The 18,897-nt window shown below is 69.7% G+C and carries 17 protein-coding genes; 13 read left to right on the forward strand and 4 right to left on the reverse strand.

Features of this window, described 5'->3' with window-relative positions; translation table 11 throughout:
- Positions 1–2 precede the first annotated feature (2 nt).
- The gene (locus K343_RS21010) at positions 3–2,558 is read left to right on the forward strand and encodes a DUF1329 domain-containing protein (protein WP_245585123.1); all 2,556 of its coding nucleotides are present in this window, start codon (positions 3–5) and stop codon (positions 2,556–2,558) included.
- A 126-nt stretch (positions 2,559–2,684) separates the two neighbouring features.
- On the opposite strand, the gene K343_RS0104885 is transcribed toward K343_RS21010, so the two are convergent.
- On the reverse strand, positions 2,685–3,125 hold the full coding sequence (locus K343_RS0104885) for a DUF6918 family protein (protein ID WP_028007096.1): 441 nt from the start codon (positions 3,123–3,125) through the stop codon (positions 2,685–2,687).
- A 21-nt stretch (positions 3,126–3,146) separates the two neighbouring features.
- On the opposite strand from K343_RS0104885, the gene K343_RS0104890 reads away from it, so the two are divergent.
- The 6 genes from K343_RS0104890 to K343_RS0104915 all read left to right on the forward strand — a co-directional run bounded on the left by K343_RS0104890 (position 3,147) and on the right by K343_RS0104915 (position 9,645).
- Positions 3,147–4,565, forward strand: coding sequence for an ABC1 kinase family protein (locus K343_RS0104890; RefSeq protein ID WP_028007097.1), 1,419 nt, complete (start codon positions 3,147–3,149; stop codon positions 4,563–4,565).
- A 143-nt stretch (positions 4,566–4,708) separates the two neighbouring features.
- On the forward strand, positions 4,709–6,064 hold the full coding sequence (locus tag K343_RS0104895; protein WP_028007098.1) for a DUF1329 domain-containing protein: 1,356 nt from the start codon (positions 4,709–4,711) through the stop codon (positions 6,062–6,064).
- A 76-nt stretch (positions 6,065–6,140) separates the two neighbouring features.
- Positions 6,141–6,632: a DUF2505 domain-containing protein gene (locus tag K343_RS0104900; RefSeq protein ID WP_028007099.1), complete on the forward strand. Its 492-nt coding sequence runs from the start codon at positions 6,141–6,143 to the stop codon at positions 6,630–6,632.
- Between the two features lie 99 nt (positions 6,633–6,731).
- Positions 6,732–8,492: a DUF885 domain-containing protein gene (locus K343_RS0104905; RefSeq protein ID WP_028007100.1), complete on the forward strand. Its 1,761-nt coding sequence runs from the start codon at positions 6,732–6,734 to the stop codon at positions 8,490–8,492.
- Positions 8,493–8,585: 93 nt separating this feature from the next.
- Positions 8,586–8,939: a VOC family protein gene (locus K343_RS0104910; RefSeq protein WP_245585124.1), complete on the forward strand. Its 354-nt coding sequence runs from the start codon at positions 8,586–8,588 to the stop codon at positions 8,937–8,939.
- A 28-nt stretch (positions 8,940–8,967) separates the two neighbouring features.
- A complete protein-coding gene (locus tag K343_RS0104915) occupies positions 8,968–9,645 on the forward strand; it encodes a helix-turn-helix transcriptional regulator (protein WP_020650085.1) in 678 nt (225 codons plus the stop codon).
- A gap of 2 nt (positions 9,646–9,647) precedes the next feature.
- On the opposite strand, the gene mutS is transcribed toward K343_RS0104915, so the two are convergent.
- Complete coding sequence (gene mutS, locus K343_RS0104920) at positions 9,648–12,257, reverse strand: DNA mismatch repair protein MutS (protein WP_028007102.1); 2,610 nt, start codon at positions 12,255–12,257, stop codon at positions 9,648–9,650.
- Positions 12,258–12,491: 234 nt separating this feature from the next.
- Here mutS and K343_RS0104925 point away from each other — a divergent pair, with 234 nt between their 5' ends.
- From K343_RS0104925 to K343_RS23245, 5 genes are all read left to right on the forward strand, one after another.
- The gene (locus tag K343_RS0104925; RefSeq protein WP_028007103.1) at positions 12,492–13,487 is read left to right on the forward strand and encodes an Lnb N-terminal periplasmic domain-containing protein; all 996 of its coding nucleotides are present in this window, start codon (positions 12,492–12,494) and stop codon (positions 13,485–13,487) included.
- A 42-nt stretch (positions 13,488–13,529) separates the two neighbouring features.
- Positions 13,530–14,333, forward strand: a complete 804-nt coding sequence (locus K343_RS0104930; RefSeq protein ID WP_028007104.1) for a DODA-type extradiol aromatic ring-opening family dioxygenase — start codon at positions 13,530–13,532, stop codon at positions 14,331–14,333.
- A gap of 138 nt (positions 14,334–14,471) precedes the next feature.
- Positions 14,472–15,830: a class II 3-deoxy-7-phosphoheptulonate synthase gene (locus tag K343_RS0104935; RefSeq protein WP_043112123.1), complete on the forward strand. Its 1,359-nt coding sequence runs from the start codon at positions 14,472–14,474 to the stop codon at positions 15,828–15,830.
- Between the two features lie 149 nt (positions 15,831–15,979).
- Positions 15,980–16,321, forward strand: coding sequence for a hypothetical protein (locus K343_RS0104940; protein WP_028007106.1), 342 nt, complete (start codon positions 15,980–15,982; stop codon positions 16,319–16,321).
- Positions 16,267–16,959, forward strand: coding sequence for a hypothetical protein (locus K343_RS23245; protein ID WP_154662446.1), 693 nt, complete (start codon positions 16,267–16,269; stop codon positions 16,957–16,959). The genes K343_RS0104940 and K343_RS23245 overlap by 55 nt, the downstream gene beginning before the upstream one ends.
- Before the next feature lie 7 nt (positions 16,960–16,966).
- Here K343_RS23245 and K343_RS0104950 read toward each other — a convergent pair whose 3' ends face one another.
- Together K343_RS0104950 and K343_RS0104955 are read right to left on the reverse strand one after the other, a co-directional pair.
- Positions 16,967–17,194 carry a hypothetical protein gene (locus K343_RS0104950; RefSeq protein ID WP_043112124.1) on the reverse strand — a complete coding sequence of 76 codons (228 nt, stop codon included), beginning with the start codon at positions 17,192–17,194 and terminating at the stop codon, positions 16,967–16,969.
- A gap of 41 nt (positions 17,195–17,235) precedes the next feature.
- Complete coding sequence (locus K343_RS0104955) at positions 17,236–18,324, reverse strand: ZIP family metal transporter (RefSeq protein WP_154662447.1); 1,089 nt, start codon at positions 18,322–18,324, stop codon at positions 17,236–17,238.
- 75 nt (positions 18,325–18,399) lie between these two features.
- On the opposite strand from K343_RS0104955, the gene K343_RS0104960 reads away from it, so the two are divergent.
- The gene (locus K343_RS0104960; RefSeq protein ID WP_154662448.1) at positions 18,400–18,897 is read left to right on the forward strand and encodes a hypothetical protein; all 498 of its coding nucleotides are present in this window, start codon (positions 18,400–18,402) and stop codon (positions 18,895–18,897) included.

Raw genomic sequence — 18,897 nt, forward strand, 5'->3', positions numbered from 1 at the left:
GCGTGCGGCGCTTCGCAGCCGTCGGCCTCGCGCTGGGGTTATGCGCGTCGGCGCCCTCGGCTCATGCCGACCAGTACCGCAGCGAGCAGCGCATCGTCGCGACGCCGGCGACGCCGCAGAAGACGGAGGATCCGCAAAAGCTGCTGCAGATCACCACCGATCCGTATGCGAAGGCGCTGCTGCTGCGTGATCTGGCGGCGCAGGCCGCGCAGGGGCGCGACTACGGCAAGGCGGCGAAGTACCTCGAACAGGCGCTCGCGCAGAACGCGCTGTCCGGGCCGGCCGCCGTGCAGATGCGCAACGATCTCGCGCAGCTCTACCTGTCGAGCGGCGATATCCGCAAGGTACTGCCGCAGCTCGAGGCGCAGGTGCGCGCCGGGCAGGCGACGCCGCAGGTGCTGGCCGCGCTCGGCGCCGCCTACGTCGGCGAGAAGCGCTACCAGGACGCCGTGCCGTTGCTGCAGAAGGCGGGCGCCGGCCAGGCCGGTGCCGACATCGGCTGGCGTCGTGCGCTCGCCGCCGCGTACATCGGCGTCGGTCGCGAGCGCGAGGCGCTGCCGATGCTCGAACAGCTGCTGCGCGAGGATCCCGGCCAGCGCGAGGACTGGCTGCGCCTGGCCGCGCTGCAGTTGAAGGCCGGCAACCGGGAGCGCGCCGCGGCGACAATGGATCTCGCCAGCCGCCTCGGTTTCCTGCAGAGCGCCGACGAGCGTCTGCGTCTGGTGACGCTGACCGCACAGATCGGCGCGCCGTTCGAGGCCGGGTCGCTGCTGCAATCGCTGATCGAGCGCAAGCAGGTTCCCGACAACGACGACACGCGCCGGCTGCTCGCGCAGTTCTGGCTCGCCGCGCGCGAGAGCAGCCTCGCGCTGCCGACGCTCGAAGCGCTGGTCCGGCGCGCGCCCGATGCGGCGCTGTACCAGCAGCTCGCGCAGCTGCATCTCGATCGCGACGAGTACGCGCAGGCCGCGCAGGCGCTCGAACAGGCGACACGCCTCGGCAAGGCCGGCGGCAAGACCTGGCTGGCGCTCGGCTTCGCGCGCTACCAGCAGGCCGACGTCGACGCCGCGCTCGCGGCGTTTCACGAAGCCGAGCGCCTGCCGGACGGACGGGCGGCGGCCGGCGAGTGGATCCGCTATCTCGAAAGCGGCAAGGCGCGCGAGCAGGCGCTGCAGGCCGCCGCCGAGCGTCGCGCGCGCGACGGCGAGCCGGTCGTGCTGAGCGAGCGCCTCAGCGGCGGCGGCGTCGCGCTCGGGCAGACGCCGGCGCCGGCGGGCGCGGCCTTGCAGAGCGGGCAGGAGACGCCGATCGGCGCCGACGCCGGCGGCAATGCCGACGGCACGATCCCGGCCTGGAGCGGCGGTCTGACGCGCGCGCAATGGCCGGCCGCGTTCCACAGCGGCCAGCGTCTGGCCGATCCGTATCCGGACGACAAGCCGCTGTTCACGATCACCGCGGCCAATCTGGCGCAATACCGCGGACGGCTCAGCGCCGGCCATCTGGCGCTGTTCGCGAAGTATCCGGACTACCGCATGCCGGTCTACGCGAGCCGTCGCAGCGTCGCCTATCCGCAGGCGATCTACGACGCCAGCCGCGCCAATCTCGGCCGCGCCCGGCTGACGGGCTCCGACGAACTCGGCGGCGCGCGGCTCGGCGTACCGTTTCCGCATCCGGCGTCCGGCGTCGAGATCATGTGGAACCACCGCACGCGCTACCGCGGCGACTCGCTGGTGATGCAATCGACGCAGGCCGTCGTGCGGCCGGGCGGCGCGCCGACGCTGCTCAAGCAGACCGAGCGCGTGCTGTTCCGCTACGGCAATGTGCAAGCGCCGATCGATCTGGCGAAGGACAACATCCTGCTGTACTACCTGACCTGGTTCGGCAAGACGCGCAATGACGTCGATTTCGTCGCGCTGGTGCACGAGTCGGCCAATGCGCTCCGGCAGCCGCGCGGCGTCTGGGTGATTCCGCCGGGCGTGCCGAAGATGTTCCGCGTACCGCCGGTCGGCTACGACCAGCCGTTCCCCGGCTCGGACGGCCTGATGTTCCTCGACATGGTCGACATGTACAACGGCGCCTTCGACCGCTACGTCTGGAAGCTCGCCGGCAAGCGTGAGCTGTACGTGCCGTACAACAGCTACCGCCTGAGCGACGGCCGCTACCCGTACGCGCGCCTGCTGACGCCCCGGTTCCTGAATCCCGAAGGCGCGCGCTACGAGCTGCACCGCGTCTGGGTCATCGAGGCGACCGAGCGCGGCGGCAAGCGGCACAGCTTCGGTACGCGCGTCTTCTACGTCGACGAGGACAGCTGGAACGTGCTGCTGGTCGAGAACCAGGATCATGACGGCCGCCTGTGGCGCTTCCAGGAAGGGCATCTGCTGCCGGCCTACGACGTGCAGGCGGCGAACTGCGCGCCGGTCGTCACCTACGATCTCAAGGACGGGCGCTACTTCGTCAACCGCCTGCTCGGCGAGGATGCGCCGGCGCAGTTCAACGTGCCGATGCGCGATTCGGAGTTCGTGCCGGACCGCGTGCGCGCCCGCTACGGGCGCTTCTGAACTTTCTTGCGCCGCGCGTGCAACCTTTCCGCGTTTCGCGCGTCCAATCCTTCGAACACCGGTCGGGTGTTCGTACACTCCCAGATTGCCGGGCCGCCGTCAGGTCGCCCGGCGCTTTCTGTTTTCCTACAGATAGCCGCGGATCAGCCGGCCGAGCGCCGGCACGGCGAGGTCGATCTCCGCTTCGGCGCTGCCGCGCAGCTTGTGGTACGCGCTGCGCAGGGCGCCGTTCTGGCTGGCGGCGAGGCGCGTGTCGGCGACCGCCAGCAGGGCTGCGCCGGCTTCGGCGGCGTGCCGTTGCAGGAATACGCTGAAGTCCGGCTCACGGCTTTGCTGGAAACGTTCATACAGCGGCTGCAGCGCGGCGATAAACTGCGGCGCATTGCGACGCAGCGCGCCGCCCAGCAAGTCCGGCTTGGCTGCCTTGAGCAGCGCCAGCCCGGCTTTCAGGCCGAAGCCGCGCAGGCCGCCGCGGCTGGCGACGTGGGTTTCGACGAAGCGCTCCAGATCGGCGGCGAAGGCGTCTCGCTGGAACGGCGACCACAGGATATCGTTCAGGCTCTTCACGTCGGGTTTACGGATTGGTTCATGGCATCGCGCGACGACAGCGGCAAAGATAGCATCACCTCTCTGAAGACCGGCTCGATCGAGCGCAGCATCGCGCTGACGCGCCTCGGCGTCGGCGCCGGTGCCAAGCTCGTCGCGCACTCGCTCGCCAACATCTTCCGCGGCGAAATCTCGCGCGACACCGCCAATCGCGATTTCTACGAACGCCAGGCGCAGATCCTCGCCGACGAACTCGGCAAGCTCAAAGGCAGCGTCATGAAGGCCGGACAGATGCTGTCGCTATACGGCCAGTACTTCCTGCCCGAGGAAGCGGTGACGGTGCTTTCACAGCTGCAGGACGATACGCCGCCGGTCGCCTGGAACGTCGTCGCCCCGGTGCTCGAGCGCAGCCTCGGCCGCGCGCGGCTGCGCGAGCTGGACATCGACACGCGGCCGATGGCGGCGGCCTCGCTCGGTCAGGTACATCGCGCGCGCCGCAAGACGGACGGCCTCGAGCTGTGCGTGAAGATCCAGTATCCCGGCGTCGCCGATGCGATCGAGAGCGACATCCGCACGCTGTCGCGGCTGCTGCTGATGACCCGGCTGACGCCCAAGGGCCTCGATCTGACGCCGGTCTTCAACGAAGTGCGCGAAATGCTGTTCCGCGAGGTCGACTACGCCGCCGAGGCGCATTTCACGCGCAGCTTCGCGCATCGCCTGCAGGGCGATCCGCGCTATGTCGTGCCGCAGGTGATCGACGAATTCAGTGCCGCCCAGGTGCTGACGACGAGCTTCGAGCCGAACAGCCATGTGCGCGATCCGCGCGTGCAGGGACTGTCGCAGGCGCGCCGCAACCGGCTCGGTTTCGCATTCCTCGATCTGTTCTTCAACGAATTCTTCCGCTGGGGCATGGTGCAGTCGGACCCGCACTTCGGTAACTACCGTTTCCGCATCGGCGAGACGGCGGAGGAGGATCGGATCGTGCTGCTCGATTTCGGTGCGACGCGGATCTTCGGGCGCGGCTTCATCGAGAACTACAGCGACATCGTCGAGGGCGCGCTGCGCCGCGATCGCGAGCAGACGCTGCGCGGCGCGACTGCGATCGGCCTGATGAACGCCAGCATGCCCAAGCCGGCGCTCGATGCATTCGCGGCGATGTGCGAGGCGATCGTCGAACCGTTCGAGGCCGCCGACGATCCGCGTGCCGACCGCAAGTCGCGCAATGCCGACGGCGCCTATCGCTGGGGCGACAGCGATCTGCCGATGCGCACCGGCAAGATCGCCGCCACCAATGCGCTGTCGGTGCACTTCCGCGTGCCGCCGCGCGAGATCGTGTTCCTGCACCGCCGCCTCGCCGGCGTGTTCATCATGCTGGCGACCTTGCGTTGCGAACTCGACGCGCGCGAGCTGCTGCTTGCTGCACTGCACGATGCGCATGCGCTGGCATCGACAGGCGCTTGAGCGTCGTACGTAGGCCGTACTGACACGAAGACGTGTCCGCCCGTTCAATTGTGGGCGCGTTCGCGATTGGATAGCATCGTCGTAGTCGTAGTTTGCAGAACGAAGACCGCCGAGAGCGGTTTCCATCCCCAGAGGAGAGCGATATGAAGAAGCAGTCCGCACTCTTGACCGGAGCGCTGTGCCTGAGCCTGCTTGCCGGGCAGGCCGCCGCGAAGGTCACGCAGCAGGAGGCCGATGCCCTCGGCAAGGACCTGACGCCGATCGGCGCCGAGAAGGCCGGCAACAAGGACGGCAGCATCCCGGCCTGGGAGCCGGAGCCGCAGCGCGGCGCGCTGTCGGGCGAATTCCCGAACAACCCGAAGGTCGACGCGGAAAAGCCGCTGTTCACGATCACCAAGGCCAATATGGCCCAGTACGCCGACAAGCTGTCGGAAGGCCACAAGAAGCTGCTGTCGACGTACGACACGTACAAGATGATCGTGTACCCGTCGCACCGTCTGGTCGACTGGCCGAAGGAGATCAAGGACGCCACCGTCAAGAACGCGACGACCTGCGAGATCCAGGGCACCGACGTTCTCAACAACTGCAAGATGGGCTTCCCGTTCCCGGTGCCGAAGACCGGCGCCGAACCGATCTGGAACCACAAGCTGAAGTGGCGCGGCGAAGCGGTGACCCGCTACAACAACCAGATGATCGTGCAGAACAACGGCGATTATCAGCTGACCAAGATCATCGAGGACGTGCAGTTCCCGTACGCGTCGATCAAGAACCCGCAGCCGATCATGTCCGGCAACGGTGAATATCTCGAGTACCTGTCGCGCGTCGTCGCGCCGCCGCGTCTGGCCGGCACCTTCATCCTGGTGCACGACAAGACCGGCACCGGCGCCGATGGCCGCGCCGCGTGGCTGTACTCGCCGGGCCTGAAGCGCATCCGTCGCGCGCCGACGGTCTGCTGCGACAATCCGTACGAGGGCACCGACGGTCACCAGTTCTACGACCAGGTCGACATGTTCAACGGCGTGCTCGAACGCTACACGTGGAAGATCGTCGGCAAGAAGGAGTTCTACATCCCGTACGACTCCAACAAGATCGCCGGCAACAAGGTCAAGTACAAGGACCTCGCGCGTCCGAAGCACCTGAACCAGGATCTGCCGCGTTACGAGCTGCACCGCGTCTGGGTCGTCGAGGCGAACCTGCGGCCGGGTACCAGCCACACGTTCAAGACGCGTCGCTTCTACATCGACGAGGACAGCTGGACCATCGCGATGGTCGACGACTACGACAACCGCGACCAGCTCTACCAGTTCCAGGAAGGCCACATCATCAGTGCGCCGAACCTGCAGGCCGCGACGACGGTGCCGGAAGTGATCTATCACTTCACCGCCGGCCGTTACTTCATCACGGCGGCCTGGAACGAGGACAAGCCGATCGACGCGACCGTCAACTTCAAGCCGGACTACTTCACCGCGGCGTCGGTGCAGAAGATGACGACGAAGTAAGACGTCGACACGACGTCGATGGGGCCGCCGGAGCGATCCGGCGGCCTTTTTCTTGGCAACCGCTGCGCAGGGACGCATGAAGCACGAACAGAAGCAGACTTTCGACAAGCCGCCGGAAACGGTGATCCGCATGTTCGGCGACCGCCGCTACTTCGAGCGCAAGTACGAGCTGCTCGGCTTTCGCGACATCGAGGTGCTGGAGCACGAGGCCGCGGGCGACCGTTTCCGCATCCGCGTCCGCTACACGGCCGGCGCCGACATCCCGCTGCCGGACTTCGCGCGCAAGTTCGTCTCCGGCGATATCACGATCGTGCAGGAAGACCGTTGGGATCTGGCGAAGAAGACGGGTCGTCTCGAAGTCGATCTGCGCGGTCTGCCGGTCAAGGTCGGCGCCGACATGGCGCTGGTCGGCCTCGGCAAGGGCGGGGCGGCCAATACGCTGAGCTGGGACGTCCGCTGCTCGATTCCGCTGGTCGGCGGCAAGCTCGAGAAGCTGCTGCTCGCCGACATCGAGGCCAAGGCCGACGCCGACCTCGCGGCTTCGCGCAAGATCCTCGCCGACTACTGAGCGACCGCCGGCACGGCGCGCTGAGGGAGTTCCCGCTTGCTGGCGGCAGGGCGACAGAGGCGATAATCGCGCTTCCGCCACGCTTGCCGGGAACGTCCGATGAAAATGCGTCATGCCGCTGCCGCGGCGCTGCTCCTCGTCTGCGGTCTCGCCCGCGCGGCGGTGCCGGCCTGGGTCGACGAGAGCAACCGCAACGCCGAGGTCCTGCTCAAGGTCATCGCCGAGTTCAATCCGGAGAATGCCGGCGAGATCGGCGTCGACGGCTTCGACGAGCAGATCGTCGATCTGCGGCCGAAACTCTACGAGCGCAGCACGGCGGCGACCCGCAAGGCGGTCGCCGAGCTTGAGGCGATCAAGGCCAAGACCCGCGACGCGGCGGTCCTGCAGGATCTCGACATCCTGATCGATTCGGCGCAGTCGACGATCGTCACGGCCAGGCTCGATCACGAGCTGATGCTGCCGTACTACAGCGTGTCGAGCATGACCTTCAGCGGCATCAAGGCGCTGCTCGATCCGCGCGTGCCGAAGGAGCGCCAGGCCGCCGCGCTGCTGCGCCTGCGCCGTTACGCCGGCTTCGACGGCGCGACGCCGCTGGTCGAGCTGGCCCGGGTGCGCAGCGAGGAGCGTTTCGCCAGCAAGGGCCTGATCGGCCCGTATCGCGGCGAGGTCGAGCAGGATCTCGCCGACGCGCCGCGCTACGTCGACGGCATTGGCGAGCTGTTCGCGCAGTCGGGCCTGCACGGTTACGAGGCGCCGCTGGCGGCGCTGCGCCAGCAGCTGTCCGATTACAACGCCTGGGTGCAGCAGCAGATCCTGCCGCGCGCGCGCGCCGACCATCGCCTGCCGCCGGCGCTCTATGCCGACAACCTCAAGCAGGTCGGCGTCACCGATCTGGCGCCGGACGAGCTGATCCGCCGCGCGCAGCTGGCCTTCGTCGAGATCCAGAACGAGATGCGCACGCTGGCGCCGCTGGTCGCCAAGGAGAAGGGTTTTGCGTCCACCGACTACCGCGACGTCATCCGCGAGCTGAAGAAGGATCAGGTCAGCGGCGAGGCGATCCTGCCGCTGTATCGCGACACGCTCAAGGCGATCGAGGACAGCATCCGCCGCGATCACATCGTCACGCTGCCGCAGCGCGAGGCCAAGATCCGGCTCGCCAGCGAGGCGGAGTCGGCGCAGGTGCCGGCGCCGTTCATGAGCCCGCCGCGCCTGATCGGCAACACCGGCGAGTACGGCGAGTTCGTGCTGCCGCTGAACGTGCCGGGCAGGGCCGGGCGCGCCGACCTGAAGACCGATGACTTCACCTACAAGGCCGGCGCCTGGACGCTGACTGCGCACGAGGCGCGCCCGGGGCACGAACTGCAGTTCGCGGCGATGATCGAGAAGGGCGTGTCGACGGCGCGCGCCGTGTTCGCGTTCAACAGCGTCAATGCCGAAGGCTGGGCGCTCTACGCCGAGGCCGAGATGAAGCCGACCTTCCCGCTCGACGGCCAGCTGATCGGCCTGCAGCTGCGCCTGATGCGCGCGGCGCGCGCCTTCCTCGACCCGATGGTCAATCTCGGCCGCATCACGCCGGACGAGGTCAACGCCTTCCTGCAGCGCGAAGTCGTGCTGTCGCCGGGCATGGCGCAATCGGAGACCGACCGCTACGTGTTCCGCTCGCCGGGCCAGGCGACGGCCTACTTCGTCGGCTATCAGGCGATCATGGGCATTCGCGCCAAGGCCGAGCTGGCGCTCGGCGACCGCTTCGACCGCCAGCGCTTCCACGACTTCATCCTCGGCCAGGGCCTGCTGCCGCCGAAGCTGCTCGACCAGGCCGTCGTCGAGCAGTTCATCCCGGCCGAGCAGGCGCGCCGCTGAGTGCGCGGCGGGTCTGCTGACGCCATGGTGTCAGCAGACCCGGCCGATACTGCCGCTCCCCCCGATTCCACGGAGCAGCTCATGATTCTCGGCATGCGTACCGCGATCTATCCGGCCGCCGATCTCGCCGCGGCCAAGGCTTTCTACACGCAGGCGCTCGGCGTCGAGCCGTACTACGACGAGGCCTACTACGTCGGCTACGCGGTCGGCGGTTTCGAGCTCGGGCTGATTCCGGACGATCTGCCGTCGACGACCGGCGTGCAGGCGTTCTGGGGCGTCGCCGACGTCGACGCCGCGCTGGAGCGGCTGATCACGCTCGGCGCGCAGCCGTACGAGCCGGCCAAGGACGTCGGCGGCGGCATCAAGGTCGCCAGCGTGCTCGATCCGTCCGGCAACCGCTTCAGCGTGATCGAGAACCCCGGCTTCGATCCGCGTCAGGTGCGCTGAGCGCGCCGCCGTCACGCGCAGGCACCACATGCGTCGCGCCGATCGCCTGTTCCGCATCGTCCAGTACCTGCGCGGCCGCCGCCTGACGACGGCCGCGCAGCTGGCGGCCTGGCTGCAGGTCTCCGAGCGCACGATCTATCGCGACGTGCGCGATCTGGTCACCAGCGGCGTGCCGGTCGAAGGCGAGGCCGGCGTCGGCTACCGGCTGGCGCCGCATTTCGATCTGCCGCCGCTGATGTTCACGCGCGAGGAGATCGAATCGCTGGCCGGCGGCCTGCGCATGCTGCAGGCCTGGGGCAGTCCGGAGCTGAAGCGCGGCGCCGGTTCGGCCTGGGCCAAGCTCGCCGCGGCGCTGCCGGACCCGCAGCGCATCGAGCTGGAGCGCACGCGGCTGTTCGCGCCGTCGTTCGCGGTGCGCGACGTCGGCATCCTGATCGACACGCTGCGCCATGCGATCGCCGGGCGCCAGGTGCTGCGGCTCGACTACCGCGACGTGCAGGGCCGCGCCAGCGAGCGCCAGGTCTGGCCGCTCGGGCTCTACTTCTGGGGCGAGGTCTGGTCGCTCGGCGCCTGGTGCGCGCTGCGCGGCGATTTCCGCAGCTTCCGCGTCGATCGCATCGTCAGCGCCGCCGCCGACGGCGTGCAGTTTCCGGATCAGGCCGGGCGCCGGCTCGAGGACTACGTGCGCTGCGTCGAGGCGGGCTGAATCTAAAGCTCGCGCCGGCGCGTCTTCTTCAGCTGGTACAGCGCGTCGAGCGCGGCGCGCGGTGACAGCTCGTCCGGCTCCAGCGCATCGAGCATCTGCATCGCCGCCGACGGCACCGCCGGCGCGAACAGCGACAGCTGCGGCGCGTCGCCGCGCGCCGGCATCGGCGCCGGCGCGGCGTGCGGTGCGGATTGCGGCCGGTTCTCGAGCGCCTGCAGATGCGCGCGCGCGGCGCGGATCACCGGCTGCGGCACGCCGGCCAGCGCCGCGACCTGCAGACCAAACGAGCGGCTCGCCGGGCCGTCCTTGACGTTGTGCAGGAAGACCAGCCGCTCGCCCTGCGCGTCGGCGTATTCGGCGGCGTCGAGATGCACGTTGGCGATGGCGGGCAGGGTGCCCTCGAGCGCGGTCAGCTCGAAGTAGTGCGTCGCGAACAGCGTGAACGCGCCGACGTCGCTGGCCAGGAATTCGGCGACCGCGCGGGCCAGCGACAGGCCGTCGTAGGTCGAGGTGCCGCGACCGATCTCGTCCATCAGCACCAGCGACTGGCGCGTCGCGTTGTGCAGGATGTTGGCGGTCTCGCTCATCTCGACCATGAAGGTCGACTGGCCGGAGGCGATGTCGTCGCCGGCGCCGATGCGCGTGAAGATGCGGTCGACGGGACCGAGCGTCGCCTGATCGGCCGGCACGAAGGCGCCGGCGTGCGCGAGCAGCACGATCAGCGCCGTCTGGCGCATGTAGGTCGATTTGCCGCCCATGTTGGGGCCGGTGATGACGAGCAGACGGCGCGCGTCGGACAGATCGAGATCGTTGGGCACGAACGGCGTGCGCAGCGTCTGCTCGACGACCGGATGGCGGCCGGCGCGGATCGCGATGCACGGTTGCCCGACCAGCTGCGGACGGCACCAGCGCAGCGCGCGCGCGCGCTCCGCGAAGCAGGCGAGCACGTCGAGCTCGGCGAGCGCCTGCGCCATCTGCTGCAGCGCCGGCAGATCGGCGGCGACGCGGTCGAGCAGCGCTTCGTAGAGTTCCTTCTCGCGCGCCAGCGCACGGTCGCGCGCCGACAGCACCTGATCCTCGAACTTCTTCAGCTCGTCGGTGATGTAGCGCTCGTAGTTGGTCAGCGTCTGGCGCCGCGTGTAGTCGGCCGGGATCCGGGCAGCGTGCGTCTTGCCGACCTCGATGTAGTAGCCGTGCACGCGGTTGTAGCCGACCTTGAGCGTGTCGATGCCGGTGCGCGCGCGTTCGCGCGTCTCCAGGTCGACGAGGAAGCCGTCGGCGTTCTGCGAAAGATTGCGCAGCGCGTCGAGCGCGGCGTCGAAGCCGGCGCGGAACACGCCGCCTTCGCGTGCCAGCAGCGGCAGTTCGTCGGCGAGCGCGGCCTGCAGATGCGCGCACAGCGCGGCGTGCTCGCCGAGGCGCGCGCCCAGTTCGAGCACCAGCGGCGACTCGACGCCGGCCAGCGCTTCGCGTACCGCGGGCAGCGCGGCGAGGCTGCCGCACAGGCCGGCGAGATCGCGCGGCCGCGCCGAGCGCAGCGCGACGCGCGCGAGGATGCGTTCGACGTCGGTGATGTCCTTGAGCGCGACGCGCAGGCGTTCGTCGCCGCTGCCGGCCGGGCGCGCATCGCCGAGGCTGGCGACCGCATCGTAGCGGGCATTGAGCTGCGCATGGCTGCGCAGCGGCCGCGTCAGCCAGCGCTGCAGCGCGCGCGCGCCCATGGCGGTGACGCAGCTGTCGACGACGCGCAGCAGCGTGTACTCGTGCTGGCCGGACAGCGCGCGGTCGATTTCGAGGTTGCGGCGCGTCGCGGCGTCGAGGATCAGCGCGTCGCCCGGCGTCTCGACGCGCAGCCCGCGCAGATGCGGCAGCCGCGACTTCTGCGTTTCCTGCACGTACTGCAGCAGCGCGCCGGCGGCGGCGATCGCCGCGTCCAGCCCTTCGGCGCCGAAGCCGCGCAGGTCCTGCGTGCCGAATTGCTCGGTCAGCAGGCGGTAGGCCGAGGCGCTGTCGAAATGCCAGAGCGGACGGCTGCGCGGCTTGAAGGCGTCGTACTGGCCGCCGAAGCCGTCGGGCGCCAGCAGCTCGCTGGCTTGCAATCGGTACAGCTCGGCGTGCAGCTCGCCGAGCGAGGCGGTCTGCAGCACCGAGAAGCGGCCGGACGACAATTCGAGCCAGGCGAGTCCGTATTGCTGGTCGACGGACGCGACCGCGGCGAGCAGCGTCTGCGCGCGCGCGTCGAGCAGGGCGTCGTCGGTCGCGGTGCCGGGCGTGACGATGCGCGTGACCTCGCGCCGGACCGGGCCCTTCTCGACACCGACTTCGCCGACCTGCTCGGCGATCACCACCGACTCGCCGGCCTTGATCAGGCGCGCGAGGTATTGCTCCAGCGAATGGTGCGGCACGCCGGCCATGACCACCGGCCGACCGGCCGATTCGCCGCGCTGCGTCAGCGTGATGTTGAGCAGCTGGTGCGCCTTGCGCGCGTCGTCGTAGAACAGCTCGTAGAAGTCGCCCATGCGGAACAGCACCAGCGTGTCCGGGTGCTGCGACTTGATGCCGAAATACTGCTGCATCAGCGGCGTGTGCTCGCTGAACGGGGTGGACGTCATCGTCTTGATGGAAGCTGGCGGGGCGCGCCGCGGATTATCGCATGCGCGGCCGCGCGATCCGGCCCCGGCGGCGTGCGGAGCGGCGCTGCGTGCCGGCGCCTCCGCGCCGCGAACGTGTTGGCAAATGCGTGCGCGGCGTCGGCGGTGCCTGCCGCATCCGCCGCGCGCACGAAAAGCGCGGTGCCCGAAACGCCACGTGCCGGCCGCGCGGGCGGGCCGTGACAGAATGCGACGATGTCCTGGCTTTCCCTGCTCCTCGTCGCCGTGCCGGCGCTGTTGCTGTCGGCCTGGTGGACGCTCGCGCTCTGGTACCGCCTGCCCGGCGGGCGCACGCTGCGCCGCGCCGGTGCCGTCCTGTGGTCCGGCCTGGTCCTGAGCTTGTTCGTGCTGCTGTGCCGCGGGCAGGTTGCGCTCGCGGCCGCGGCCTTCGCCGCTGCGCAGCTGCTGCTCGCGCTGTGGTGGCACGGCATCCGGCCGTCGAACGTGCGTTGCTGGGCCGACGAGGTCGCCGAGCTGTTGCACGGCGAGATCGACGGCGACACGGTGACGCTCGCCCACGTGCGCAACTTCGGCTGGCGCAGCGTCGTCGACTACGACGCGCGCTGGGAGACGCGGCGCTACGCCTTGAGCGGCCTGCGTTCGGTCGATGTGCTGCTGTCGCACTGGATGGGGCCGGCGATCGCGCACACGCTGGTCTCGTTCGGCTTCGACGATGGCCGCTATCTCGCGTTCTCGATCGAAATCCGCAAGGAGCGCGGCGAGGCCTATTCGGCGCTCGGCGGCTTCTTCAAGCAGTTCGAGGCGATCCTGGTCGCGGCCGACGAGCGCGACATCGTGCGCCTGCGCAGCAACGTGCGCGGCGAGGACGTCTATCTCTACCGCCTGCACATGCCGGCGCCGGCGATGCGCTCGCTGTTCCTCGCCTATCTGGCCGAGGCCGACGCACTGTGCCGCCGGCCGCGCTGGTATCAAACTGCGACCGGCAACTGCACGACGATCGTCTTCGAGATGGCGCGGCGCATCGTCGGCGGGCTGCCGCTGGACTACCGCCTGCTGCTGTCGGGTTACCTGCCGGAATACCTGTACCGCGTCGGCGCGCTGACGCCGGGCGTCGACCTGGCGACGCTGCGGCGCGCCGGCCGCATCGCGGAGCGCGCGCGGGCGGCCGACGCGGCCGCCGATTTCTCGGCGCGCATCCGTCGCGGCGTGCCGGGCATCGATCCCGATTAAGATCCGTGATGCTGCATCCCCCATTTTTCTGCGATCCGAACCATGTCCCTGCGCCAGCCCACGCTTTACATCCCGCACGGCGGTGGTCCGTGCTTCTTCATGGACTGGAATCCGCCGGATACCTGGGAGCGCATGGCCGCGTTCCTGCGCGGCCTGGCGGCGACGCTGCCGGAGCGGCCGCGCGCCCTGCTGTTGATCTCCGGGCACTGGCTGGCGCCGGCTTTCACCGCGGGCAGCCATCCGCGGCCGCCGCTGATCTACGACTACTACGGGTTTCCTGAACACACCTATCAGCTGCAGTATCCGGCGGCCGGCGATCCGGCGCTCGCGCAGCGCGTGCAGGCCTTGCTCGCCGCCGCGTCGCTGCCGGCCGCCGAGGATGCGCAGCGCGGTTACGACCACGGCGTTTTCATCCCGCTCAAGCTGGTATTCCCGGAGGCCGACGTGCCGGTCGTGCAGCTCTCGCTGCTCGACTCGCTCGATCCGGCCGCGCACCTGGCCGCCGGCCGCGCGCTGGCGCCGCTGCGCGACGAGGGCGTGCTGATCGTCGGCAGCGGCATGAGCTTCCACAACATGCGCGCCTATGGCGATCCGCGCTTCGGGCCGGTCTCGGACACCTTCGACCTGTGGCTGACGGCGGCTGTCGAAGCGTCGCCGGCCGAGCGCGAACTGCGTCTGACGCACTGGGCCGAGGCACCCGCCGCGCGCCTGTCGCATCCGCTGCACGCCGAGGAGCACCTGCTGCCGCTGATGGTCGCCGCCGGTGCCGCCGGCGACGGCACGGGCCGCCGCGTCTTCAGCGACCGCGTGCTGCAGACGACGATCTCGGGCTATCGCTTCGACTGAGGTTGCCGCGGCGAGTGCGCAGCCTGAATGCGCATGCGCCTGTTCGTCGACTTCCTCGGCAAGCGCCTGCGCCAGATCTGGCAGGACCTCGCCGCCTGAGAAAACGCGCTCCGTATAATGCGGCCCTTTCCCCTGACGATGGTCTTTTCCGTGAGTCCCGCCCTCGCGCCGAACTGGCGCCCCGATTCCTGGCAGCAGAAGCCGGCCGCGCAACAGCCGCAGTACCCGGACGCCGAAGCGCTGCAGGAGGTGCTCGCGCAGCTGGCGACGCTGCCGCCGCTGGTCACGTCCTGGGAGGTCAATGGCCTCAAGCAGCAGATCGCGCGCGCGCAGCGCGGCGAGTTCTTCGTGCTGCAGGGCGGCGACTGCGCGGAGTCGTTCGGCGACTGCCGTCCGGAGATCATCGCCAACCGCCTCAAGGTCCTGCTGCAGATGTCGCTGGTGCTGGTGCACGGCATGCGCAAGCGCGTGCTGCGCATCGGCCGTTTCGCCGGCCAGTACGCCAAGCCGCGCTCCGCCGACATGGAGACGAAGAACGGCGTGACGCTGCCGAGCTATCGCGGCGATCTGGTCAACGCGCCGGCGTTCACCGCCGAGGCGCGCATCCCCGATCCGCAGCGCCTGCTCGAAGGTCACATGCGTTCGGCGATGACGATCAACTTCGTGCGCGGTCTGATCGACGGCGGTTTCGCCGACCTGCATCACCCGGAGTACTGGGACCTGAACTGGGTCCAGCATTCGCCGCTCGCGGCCGAATACCAGCAGCGGGTCGATGCGCTCGGCGACTCGGTGCGGTTCATGGAAACGCTCGCCGGCCGGCCGATCAGCGATTTCTCGCGCGTCGACTTCTACACCTCGCACGAAGCGCTGCTGCTCTGGTACGAGCAGGCGCAGACGCGCCAGGTGCCGCGTTCGGAAGGCTGGTACAACCTGTCGACGCATTTCCCGTGGATCGGCATGCGCACCGCCGAGATCGGCGGCGCCCACGTCGAATACTGTCGCGGCCTTCGCAACCCGATGGGCGTCAAGGTCAGTCCGTCGATGAGCGCCGACTGGGTGCTCGAACTGTGCCGCGTGCTGAATCCGGACAACGAGCCGGGCCGCCTGACGCTGATCCACCGCATGGGCGCCGACAAGATCGGTGACCACCTGCCGCGGCTGATCGAAGCGGTGCGCGCTGCCGGCCATACCGTGCTGTGGATGTGCGACCCGATGCACGGCAACACGATCTCGACGCCGAACGGCCTGAAGACGCGGCCGTTCGACAAGATCATGTCCGAGGTCGAGCAATCCTTCGCGATCCACGCCGCCTGCGGCTCGCATCTGGGCGGCGTGCACCTCGAACTGACCGGCGAGGACGTCACCGAGTGCACCGGCGGCGCGCGCAATCTCTCGCACCAGGATCTCGAACGCGCTTACAAGTCGCAGGTCGATCCGCGCCTCAACTACGAGCAGGCGCTGGAACTGGCGATCAAGATCGCGCGCGCCGCGCGCTGAAACCGGCGTGCCGGCCTAGAACGGCAGCGGCTTGCGTGAACGGCGTCCGCCGACGCCGAGTACGTCACAGTCGACACCGGCGCCGGCTTGTCGCATCGGGCCGCGCTCTCTAAGCTGTCCGACATCGCTTCGGGGGTTCGGGGGAATCCATGGGCTTTTCATCGCTGCGCCGCGTGGCGGCGTTGTGCTTGTGCACGCTGCTGGGCGCTTGCGCGTCCGGGTTCACGACCGTGGCGCCGAGCCCGCCTGCGCAGTACACGCGGCTGGGGCCTGCCGAAGGCAGCGCTTGCGGCAGTCTCGGCATCGTCTCGACCGTCTACTACGTGGTTCCGATGGGTGCCAACAGTCGCGTCGAGCGTGCCTATGCGGCGGCGCTCGCCAGCGTTCCCGGCGCGACCGGCCTCGTCGACGTGAGCTATCACGAGAACTGGTTCTGGTGGCTGATCGGCACCGCGCGCTGCGTCACCGTGACCGGGGAGGCGATCCGATGAGCAGGCTGGCGAAACTCGTCGTCGTGGTATTCGTCGCGCTGTGCAGCGGCTGCGCGGGCACCGTCGTGCCGCTGGGTTCCCGCGGTCCGGCGCCGGCCGGGGCGGCGCGCACCATCGAAGCGGAGGCATGCGGCTTTCAGCTGCTGCTGCTCATCCCGATCAATATCAACGGCCGCGCCGAGCGTGCGTATCGCCGGCTCGAGGCGCAGGCGGCGGGCGATTTCATCACCAATGTCCAGGTGCGCGAGCGCTGGATCTGGGGTTTCACCGGCACCAGCTACTGCACGGCACTTCGCGCCACGGCGATTCGCGTCGCTGGTCAGGCATCCGGTGCGGCGGTCATGCCGCCCGCGGCTGCGACGTCGCCGGTGATGCCCGCCGTCGAGCGGGCCGAGCCGGTGGCGCCGCCGGCCGATATCGCCGTGCCCGCAGCCCCCCTCGCGCCGGCCGGCGCCGGCCTGCCGGTGGCGACGTCCCTGAAGGCGCAGCCGCGCAGCGGCAGCGAGACGCTGGCGGTGGTGCCGGCGGGAACGGTCGTGTCGCCGAGCGGCGGGGTGCGCAATGGCGAAGGCGAATGGATTTACGTGCAGTACGGCGCCGAGTCCGGCTGGATGCTGAAGCCGGGCGCCGCGCGCTGAGGCGCGCTCACGCTGCCCCGCGCGCGTTGCGCTCGCGCACCTGCTGCGCGATGAGGGGGCTCAGGCCGTGTCGGGCGGCGGCGAGCGCCGGCCTCTGCGCCCCGTCGTCCGCGCCCGGCACGGCGTCGACGTCGATATCGGTGTCACCGCTCGCGAAGCGTCCTCTGCGAGCAGCGGGCCCGCGCGCGCAGGCGCGGACGCCGCCATCGCCGCCGAGACGGCGATCGCGCTTCATGCCGGCGCCGGTCGCTTCGGAGGGGCCTGCGGCCTGGGCCGTCAATGCGCGTGATGGTGCCCGCCGCGCGGCCACAGCGTGGAGATCCAGGCGCGTCCGCCGCGGCGCAGCAGCGAGGCCGCGCCGAGCGCGAGCAGGACCATCAGGGCTGCCGAATGCGCGAGGCCGGGCGTCGGCGCGACGCTGAAGCCCGGCCGCAGCAGCGGCGCGACGAAACTGGCGAGCAGCAGCAGGGCGATCGCCCAGGCGACGCTGCGGTCGACCAGTTCGACGGCGAACAGATGCAGCGCGCGGCGGACGTTGCCACGCGCGACGGCGAACGCGGCCAGCAGATACGCGCCGAGCAGCCACGGTGCCGCGCGCAGGGCCAGGTCGCCGACGATCGCGAAGTAGCTGGCCGCCGGCAGCGGCTCGTCCTCCAGCGCCGTCAGCGCCAGCAGGCCGGCGAGCGCGCAGAGATTGCCGAGGCCCTCATAGCGCGACGGCGGCGGGGCGTGGTGCGGGTGGGCTTCGAGATGCGGGCGGCCGAACACCACATGCAGGATCGAGCCGGCGACCAGAGCCTGGAACCAGGCCCAGCCGGCGTTGCCGAGCGTGTCGCCGAGCGCCGGGCCCCAGACGTAGCCGGCGACCGTGCCGGCGCACATGCCGGCGATCGCCGCGAGCGGCGGCCAGCGGCCGAACACCGGATACAGCAGCCACCAGACCATCAGGCCGACCGGCACGCTATGCACGGCGACCGCGAGCGGCAGCGCGATGCCGGCGTGCGCCTCGCCGCCGGACGATAGCGCGATGCCGTCGCCGAGGCTGTGCACGATCAGGCCGATCATCGCCAGCGCCAGGGCCGCGAGATGCGCTTCGCGGCGCGCGCGGCTGATCCAGTGCTCCAGCAGCGTCGGGCCGAGCAGGCCGGCGCCGAGGAAGAGCACGCTCCAGGCGCCGCCGGCGCTGAAGGTGCCGGGCACGACTTCGAGCAGCACGAGGCCGAAGATGCTGACGAACAGGAAGCCGTCGAGAAACGTCAGCAGCGCCGGGCGCGGGCGCGCCCAGACGTAGAGCAGCGGGCCGCAGGCAAGCGCGGCGAGCGTGGCGAGAAGAAGGGCGAGGTGCATGGCGGTGACGTCGTTCACGGTCATTATTCCATGTCCGTCAAGCAGTCATCCGCGGGCTGCTAAAGTGCGCGTCGCACCGGAGAGCCGACGACCATGAAAAGAATGCTGCTGCCGGTGGCGATCGTCGTCGCGCTGGCGATCGCCGCAGGCGGATTCCTGATGAGCCGCAAGACCGACCGTTTCGACTACGAGGCGGCCTTCGAGACCGCGCCGCCGAGCGGCGCGGCCGGCGGCGTGCGGCTCGACCTCAAGACCTTCGCCGGCCGCACCCGCAACGAGGTGCGCCAGGTGCTCGGCGAGCCGCAGCGCTGCGAGCCGGCCGAGTTCTCCGAACGCTGCCGCTACGGCGGACTCGGCGTCGAGATCACCTATATCGGCGACAAGGCCGACTGGATCACGGTGCCGATGGGCTACGACGCCTATCCGCTGCTGCCGCAGACGCTGGCGACGCTCGGTCTGCCGGTGCGCGATCCGGACGAAGTCAGCGAACACGAAAACATCTGGCACGACCTCGCCGGCTATCGCGAAGTGCGGCTCGTCGGCGGCGATCAGGGAGCGATCTATGCGCGCATCAAAGTGGCCACGCGCTAG

The sequence above is a fragment of the Solimonas flava DSM 18980 genome (assembly GCF_000426685.1).
Classification (GTDB): Bacteria; Pseudomonadota; Gammaproteobacteria; order Nevskiales; family Nevskiaceae; genus Solimonas; species Solimonas flava.

What these genes read in the sequence shown, in the direction of transcription:
- K343_RS0104890 (WP_028007097.1), top strand. Translation starts at nt 3,147, where the DNA reads ATGGCATCGCGCGACGACAGCGGCAAAGATAGCATCACCTCTCTGAAG.
- K343_RS0104895 (WP_028007098.1), top strand. Translation starts at nt 4,709, where the DNA reads ATGAAGAAGCAGTCCGCACTCTTGACCGGAGCGCTGTGCCTGAGCCTG.
- K343_RS0104900 (WP_028007099.1), top strand. Translation starts at nt 6,141, where the DNA reads ATGAAGCACGAACAGAAGCAGACTTTCGACAAGCCGCCGGAAACGGTG.
- K343_RS0104905 (WP_028007100.1), top strand. Translation starts at nt 6,732, where the DNA reads ATGAAAATGCGTCATGCCGCTGCCGCGGCGCTGCTCCTCGTCTGCGGT.
- K343_RS0104910 (WP_245585124.1), top strand. Translation starts at nt 8,586, where the DNA reads ATGCGTACCGCGATCTATCCGGCCGCCGATCTCGCCGCGGCCAAGGCT.
- K343_RS0104915 (WP_020650085.1), top strand. Translation starts at nt 8,968, where the DNA reads ATGCGTCGCGCCGATCGCCTGTTCCGCATCGTCCAGTACCTGCGCGGC.
- mutS (WP_028007102.1), bottom strand. Translation starts at nt 12,257, where the DNA reads ATGACGTCCACCCCGTTCAGCGAGCACACGCCGCTGATGCAGCAGTAT.
- K343_RS0104925 (WP_028007103.1), top strand. Translation starts at nt 12,492, where the DNA reads ATGTCCTGGCTTTCCCTGCTCCTCGTCGCCGTGCCGGCGCTGTTGCTG.
- K343_RS0104930 (WP_028007104.1), top strand. Translation starts at nt 13,530, where the DNA reads ATGTCCCTGCGCCAGCCCACGCTTTACATCCCGCACGGCGGTGGTCCG.
- K343_RS0104935 (WP_043112123.1), top strand. Translation starts at nt 14,472, where the DNA reads ATGGTCTTTTCCGTGAGTCCCGCCCTCGCGCCGAACTGGCGCCCCGAT.
- K343_RS0104940 (WP_028007106.1), top strand. Translation starts at nt 15,980, where the DNA reads ATGGGCTTTTCATCGCTGCGCCGCGTGGCGGCGTTGTGCTTGTGCACG.
- K343_RS0104950 (WP_043112124.1), bottom strand. Translation starts at nt 17,194, where the DNA reads ATGAAGCGCGATCGCCGTCTCGGCGGCGATGGCGGCGTCCGCGCCTGC.
- K343_RS0104960 (WP_154662448.1), top strand. Translation starts at nt 18,400, where the DNA reads ATGAAAAGAATGCTGCTGCCGGTGGCGATCGTCGTCGCGCTGGCGATC.